This window comes from Xanthomonas sp. LMG 12461 (assembly GCF_009192935.1).
Classification (GTDB): Bacteria; Pseudomonadota; Gammaproteobacteria; order Xanthomonadales; family Xanthomonadaceae; genus Xanthomonas_A; species Xanthomonas_A sontii.
Genome location: NZ_NQYT01000103.1, coordinates 1 through 6,009, shown reverse-complemented (window position 1 = coordinate 6,009; position 6,009 = coordinate 1). Strand labels below are relative to the sequence as shown.

At 68.9% G+C, this 6,009-nt stretch carries 5 protein-coding genes; 4 read left to right on the top strand and 1 reads right to left on the bottom strand.

Annotation, left to right across the window (positions count from 1 at the left end):
- Positions 1-382 precede the first annotated feature (382 nt).
- The 3 genes from CEK68_RS20215 to CEK68_RS20205 all read left to right on the top strand — a co-directional run bounded on the left by CEK68_RS20215 (position 383) and on the right by CEK68_RS20205 (position 2,521).
- A complete protein-coding gene (locus tag CEK68_RS20215) occupies positions 383-697 on the top strand; it encodes a metalloregulator ArsR/SmtB family transcription factor (protein WP_150409007.1) in 315 nt (104 codons plus the stop codon).
- 30 nt (positions 698-727) lie between these two features.
- The gene (locus tag CEK68_RS20210; RefSeq protein WP_152240459.1) at positions 728-2,161 is read left to right on the top strand and encodes a DUF2867 domain-containing protein; all 1,434 of its coding nucleotides are present in this window, start codon (positions 728-730) and stop codon (positions 2,159-2,161) included.
- Positions 2,162-2,227: 66 nt separating this feature from the next.
- The gene (locus CEK68_RS20205) at positions 2,228-2,521 is read left to right on the top strand and encodes a hypothetical protein (RefSeq protein ID WP_017909065.1); all 294 of its coding nucleotides are present in this window, start codon (positions 2,228-2,230) and stop codon (positions 2,519-2,521) included.
- Positions 2,522-2,892: 371 nt separating this feature from the next.
- On the opposite strand, the gene CEK68_RS20200 is transcribed toward CEK68_RS20205, so the two are convergent.
- Entirely contained in the window at positions 2,893-3,720 is an 828-nt protein-coding gene (locus CEK68_RS20200) for a DUF4349 domain-containing protein (protein ID WP_152240460.1), read from the bottom strand.
- Positions 3,721-3,975: 255 nt separating this feature from the next.
- Between CEK68_RS20200 and CEK68_RS20195 the strand changes: the two genes are divergently transcribed.
- On the top strand, positions 3,976-5,787 hold the full coding sequence (locus tag CEK68_RS20195) for a DUF885 domain-containing protein (protein WP_152240458.1): 1,812 nt from the start codon (positions 3,976-3,978) through the stop codon (positions 5,785-5,787).
- Positions 5,788-6,009 lie beyond the last annotated feature (222 nt).

The window sequence follows — 6,009 nt, the reverse complement described above, 5'->3', positions numbered from 1 at the left end:
CTGGGCCCGGTCCTGCCTTGTCGATGCGAGTTCACGCCCGCAGGCGGACTCTGGATACCGTTCGGACACACAAGGGCCAGCATGTGGAGGGCGGAGCCGATCTACGATGCAAGCTCGAAGCTTTAGGAGCGACTGGACCTCCCACACCTCCTCCGATGATCAGTCGGAAGACATGACGCCTGTTTAGGGGCGACATGTCCAGATACAAGGAGCGGCTTCAGCCGCGACAGCGGCGTTACCGGTCGGCCTGTGTCGCGGCTGAAGCCGCTCCTGCGGGAAACCACGCGAATCGGCTCAACCACGGGGCGCCAGCAAGGACGCCATTGACAAGCGACACACACCACGTCATTAATTAACTAATTCGTTAATTAGCTAATCCCCGATGTCCATCGACCGCGTCTTCGAAGCCCTCGCCTCGCGCCCGCGCCGCGAGATCCTGGCCTACCTGTCGGCACAGGAACTCACGGCCGGCGAGATCGGGCAGCGCTTCGCGATGAGCGCGCCAGCGATCTCGCGGCACCTGTCGGTGCTGGAAGCGGCGGGGCTGGTGGCGAGCGAGCGTCGCGGCCAGTTCGTGGTCTACCGGCTCACCCCCGACAACCTGGTCAACACCCTCAGCGGTTTCGCCTTCGAGATCTGCCCCAGCGCCGGCCCGCTCAAACGCGAGTCGCGCAAGCGAGCCAAGCGCACCGCCTGATCCTTCCGCCACGGCAACAGGAGTCCGCCGATGACCGCCGCACCGCTCAGCGAACACGCCGCCGCACAGACCGGATTCCCCTCGGTGCGCCTGCCCTCCTACAGCGGCGGCTTGCCGGTGGAGGTCATCCTGATCGCCCAGCTCGGCGTCGGCGCCGGCGATCCGCTGATCGCCCAGGCCTGCCTGCGCCAGCGCGCGCATCCGCAGTTCCGCGACGCGCTGGACGAACCCTCGGCGCGCCTGGCCGGCACCGATTTCGGCAACGGCGAGTCGACCGCGCTGTATTCGTTCGCGGTCGGCAGCGGCGGCCATCCGTTCCATTGCCATGCTGGGCATCGCATGTTCACCGCGATCACCGGCAGCGGCGGCGCGCTGCTGCGTTTCAGCACTGCCTCGCCGGCGCAGCTGGCGCAGGATCCGCAGCATTTCCTCGCCGCGCTGCGGCATGTCGAATTGCCCGCCGACTGCCTGTTCAGCGTGCGCTTCGGCGGCGGCACCTGGCACCAGTTCGCGCCGCTGCGTGCGCAGTCCGGGCATCCGGCGTTCTTCGCCCTGTCCTGCCACAGCGACGAAGCCGGCGGCGCGCTTACCGAGGACGTACGCGCGCAGGTCTTGGCCGGCACTGCCGATATCGCCACGCTCACCGAATTGCTGCCGGCACCGGTCGCGACCCTGCTGGCATCGCCGCAGGCGCAGGGGCTGGCCGTACCGACCGTGCGACTGTCGCTGGCGGCCTCGCCGGGCAGCCGGCGCCTGGCCTGGTGTGCCGGCCTGCGCGCCCTCAGCGGTCGCCTGCGGCAGCGGCTGGGTGCCTGGCGGCATCCGGCCGGCTTCGCGGCACTGGCGCCGCGCCTGCCGCGAGCGCGGGTGACGCCGCAGTTGTTGCCCGGCTCGCTGCTCGAACCGCAGCTGCCCGCGCACCATCACCAGGACAGCGTGCGGCTGAGGGTGCCGGCGCAGGCGCTGCGGCCGCTGGGTGCGCATGCGCTGATGACGGCGTTGCTGGACGGTTTCCTGCAGCACCCGCCGCGTGGCGTGACCTGGCTGATGCGCCTGCGCAACGTGCTGGTGGCGCCGCTGCGGCTGCGCACCTCGCCGCTGGGCTGCCCGGTGTCCTCGCTGCTGTCGCCGCAGCGCGATCAACTGTTTGCCGGGCGGTTTCCGGTGCTGGCGCAGGCCTCCACCGCGCAGGCGCGGCGCGTGCAGGTGCTGCTCGGTGCCGACGATCGCCACCTGGTGTTCCGCAGTTGCGTCGGGGTGACGCTGCGCGACGACGGCAGCGCCGAACTGAGCCTGGAAACGCGGGTGGCCTGCCGCAACCGCTTCGGGCACCTGTACATGGCGCTGATCGCCGCCGCGCACCGCCGCTACATCGCCCCGACGCTGCTGCGCGCGGCCGCCGAGGCGCTGCTGCTGCACGTGGCCGAACATGCCGGGCCGGATGCAGTCGCGCCGATGCATTGAGCGCGTCATCACCCCGTCTTAGCCGATGCCTGCCTAGCCTGCGCCTTCCCCCTAAGAGGAAGGCCCATGCCCCAGCTCCGCATCCGCATCACCGGCAGCGAGGACGACGCCCGCGCCATCATCAACCTGCTGTCGAGCCTGGACGGCATCGAGCACGTCGAGGAAATCGACGACCTGATGCCGCACATGGACGACGACGATTCCAGCTCCGCCGGCCTGCCCGACGACCAGGGGCCGGGCACCCACGAAGTGGAAGTGGAGGCCGGCAACGCCGCCACCGCCCAGAAGGTGCGCGAGGCCGTGGAAGCCCTGGCGTTCGAACTGGACGTGGTCGTGGAGTTCGAACAGGACGAAGGCTGAGGGCCTGCATCCGGGACGTTGCGCCGCATGGCGCAGCGTCCTGGCGTTACCATGGCCAGCATCCTGGATTTCCAGAGGCGCCAGCCGTGCCTCAGGTACCCGACTTCAAGACGTCGGGACTGAAGTCCCTCCCACAGTGCTCCCAGCCAATGTATCGCGAGCCCCGGCAGGAGTCGTTTTGCTGTTGCTCAAGCTCGAGTGTCAGACGAGAAGAACGGTAGCAGCCGCTTCAGCCGCGACCCGCCACCCATCGTCGTTCACGGCTGCTGGATGACATGCCACCGTTCCGTCGGCAACGCGTGGCAACACCGCGCGCGCTCACCTCCATCCGCTCCCGCCCGATTTCATCGGACGGGAACCGCGCCTGTCTCCTAGGCCGAACGACGACGCCGTCGGCGCCAGGCGATCAGCCGCCAGAACGCATAGCCGAGCAGCACGAACGGGGCCAACCCCACCACCGCGCGGATCGCCCAGGCGATCGATCCGGCGAAGATTTCGCCGCTGTCGTGCAGCGCCTCGCCGATGTCGCTGCGGCTCCGCTCGGCGGTCGGCGCCGAGAACGTCAGCGTCACCCGCTGCGTATCCAGGCGCCGGCGCTGCTGTGCGGCTTCCTGGCTGGTGGCGAGCAATTGCGTCTCCACGGCGGCCAGTTTTTCCGACAGCGCGATCATGTCGGCCACGCTGAGATCGCGGCGCTGCTGGAACTCCTGCAGGCGCCGCTGCTCGGCCTGCAGGCGCTGGCGCTGCGCGTCGTTGTCCTGCACCGCCTGCGCCAGGTCCTCGGCATGGGTGGTGCGGCTTTCGATCTGGCCGTCCTGGCCCGCCTGCGCGATCAACGGCTCGACCCCGGCCGGCGCGATCCGCACGCTGAGCTCACCGCGCGGCTGCTCGCCGCCGCGCTGCTCGACCTGCAACACCGTGCATGCGCCGAAACTGGATTTAAGGCAGCTTTCCTGGAGTTGCTTGAGGCGTGCGGGAATCTGCGCCACCGGCAATGCCACATCGACCTCGTGCTCATAGGCCAGGGACGGCATGGCGAAAGCGCCGGGACTCGGCGGCGGCGCTGCGACGGCTGCCTCTGCCGCCTGCGCTGCGTCCTCGGCGGCACTGGCCGCGCTACTGGCGGCATCGGCGGAATAGAGATGGGCGGCCGGCAGCGCCGCGCTCTCGCCGCCGCGGCTGCAGGCAGCGATCGACACCGCCAGCGCCAGGGAAGCGCCCCAGCGACACCAGCGCCGACGCGCAGGCGCGACGACATCGAGCGTGCCAGCCGCCGCTGCGACACCCTCCGGATCGAACGCGGTGTCGCGTGCGACATGGCCAAGATGGCGACGTCCCTTGTCCTGCATTGCGGTGCTCCTGAATGGCGAAGGCGTCCAGGGTAATCCAATGGCATGGGCGCCGGCAGCCACAGCGGCGCTACCCTGGCGGATCGACCCACTCCAGGAACCCCGATGCGCAAGCACCTGCTCGCCGCCGCCCTGCTCGCCGCCCTTGCCGGCTGCCAGAAACCCGCCGACGCGCCTGCCGCCAGCAACGCCTCCGGCCAGGCCGCGGCCGCGCCCGACGCGGCCGCCGACGCCAGCTTCGCCGCACTGTCCAAGCGCGCCGTCGACACCTGGATGCAGCTGTCCCCGGTCGGCGCCACCCAGACCGGCGATCACCGCTACGACAGTGAGCTGGACGACCTCAGCGCCGCGGGCCGGCAGAAGAGCCTGGACGCGAGCAAGCAGTTGCTGGCCGAGCTGGACAAGCTCGACGTCACCAAGCTCTCGCGCGAGAACCAGGTGGATGCGGCGATCCTGCGCAACCAGTTGCAGTCGGACATCTGGAACAGCGAGGTGGCACAAGGCTGGGCGACCGATCCACAGGTCTACAACGGCCTGGCCGGCGGCGCGATCTACGGGCTGATGGCGCGCGAGTTCGCGCCGCTGCCGGAGCGGCTGAAGTCGGCCACCGCGCGCATGGAGAAGATCCCGGCGCTGTTCGCGCAGGCGCGCGCCAACCTCGACCCGGCCCGCGTGTCGGAGATCAGCGCCAAGACCGTGGCCAAGCAGAACCGCGGCATCCTCAGCATCGTCGACAGCTTCATCGTCCCGCACATCCAGGAACTGCCGCAGGCCGACGCGCAGCGCCTGCAAGCGGCGATCGAGGGCCTGAAGAAGGCCGTGGCCGAACAGCAGACCTGGCTGGACCAGACCCTGGTGCCCAACGCCAAGGGCGACTTCCGCCTCGGCGCGGAGAAGTACGACCAGAAGCTGAAGTTCGCGCTCAATTCCTCGCTGTCGCGCGCCGACATCAAGCAGCGCGCCGAGGCCGAGCTCTCGCGCGTGCGCCAGGACATGTACGGCATCGCCCGCACCGTGCTCAAGGACAAACCCGGCGCGCCGGCCCTGGTCGATGCGCCCAGCGACGAACAGCAGCAGAAGGCGATCGAGGCGGCGCTGGAGCTGGCCTATGCGCAGCATCCGGCGCGCGACAAGGTGGTCGAGGACGCCAAGGCCTCGCTGGCCGATGCTACCGACTTCGTGCGCAAGAAGGATCTGGTGACCCTGCCCGATGCGCCGGTGGACATCATCCTGATGCCCGAATTCCAGCGCGGCGTGGCGGTGGCGTACTGCGATTCGCCCGGTCCGCTGGACAAGAACCTGAAGACCTTCTACGCGGTGTCGCCGATCCCCGACGACTGGAACGCACAACAGGCCGACTCGTTCCTGCGCGAGTACAACAGCCGCATGATCCACCTGCTGAGCATCCACGAGGGCGTGCCCGGGCATTACGTGGAAGGCTGGCACTCGGCCAAGTTCCCGTCGACGCTGCGCGGCGTGCTGCGCTCGGGCGTGTTCGCCGAAGGCTGGGCGGTGTACACCGAGCGAATGATGCAGGAGCAGGGTTATCTGGACAACGATCCGCTGTTCCACCTGGTGCAGCTGAAGTTCTACCTGCGCAGCATCGCCAACGCACTGCTCGACCAAGGCGTGCACGTGGACGGCTGGAGCAAGGAACAGGCGCTGCACCTGATGGTCCACGACACCTTCCAGCAGCAGAGCGAGGCCGAGGGCAAGTGGGTGCGCGCGCAGCTGACTTCGGCGCAGCTGCCGACCTACTTCGTCGGCGTACAGGAACACCTGGACCTGCGCAAGGCGATGCAGGACAAGCTCGGCGACAAGTTCAACCTCAAGGCCTACCACGACCAGGTGCTGTCCTACGGCGCGCCACCGGTGCGGTTCGTGCGCGAACTGATGCTGGACGAGCCGATCAAGTAGTCGGGATTGGGGAGTCGGGATGACGGGCCTGCGGCCGTGGTGAAGCTCTTGAGGATTGGCAAGAACGTCTGGCCCCTGCTGCTGCATGGTCGTTGATACGGGCGCGATACCGTGTCTGCGCGATGCGGGGTTGATGGGCTGTCGCTGCGCGCTGCCTCACCCTCACCCCCCCTCTCCCGGAGGGAGAGGGGTTTTGGCCTCTCCCTTCTCCCCTCGGGAGAA

Coding starts and splice junctions, on each gene's coding strand:
- CEK68_RS20215 (WP_150409007.1), top strand. CDS start 383: ATGTCCATCGACCGCGTCTTCGAAGCCCTCGCCTCGCGCCCGCGCCGC.
- CEK68_RS20210 (WP_152240459.1), top strand. CDS start 728: ATGACCGCCGCACCGCTCAGCGAACACGCCGCCGCACAGACCGGATTC.
- CEK68_RS20205 (WP_017909065.1), top strand. CDS start 2,228: ATGCCCCAGCTCCGCATCCGCATCACCGGCAGCGAGGACGACGCCCGC.
- CEK68_RS20195 (WP_152240458.1), top strand. CDS start 3,976: ATGCGCAAGCACCTGCTCGCCGCCGCCCTGCTCGCCGCCCTTGCCGGC.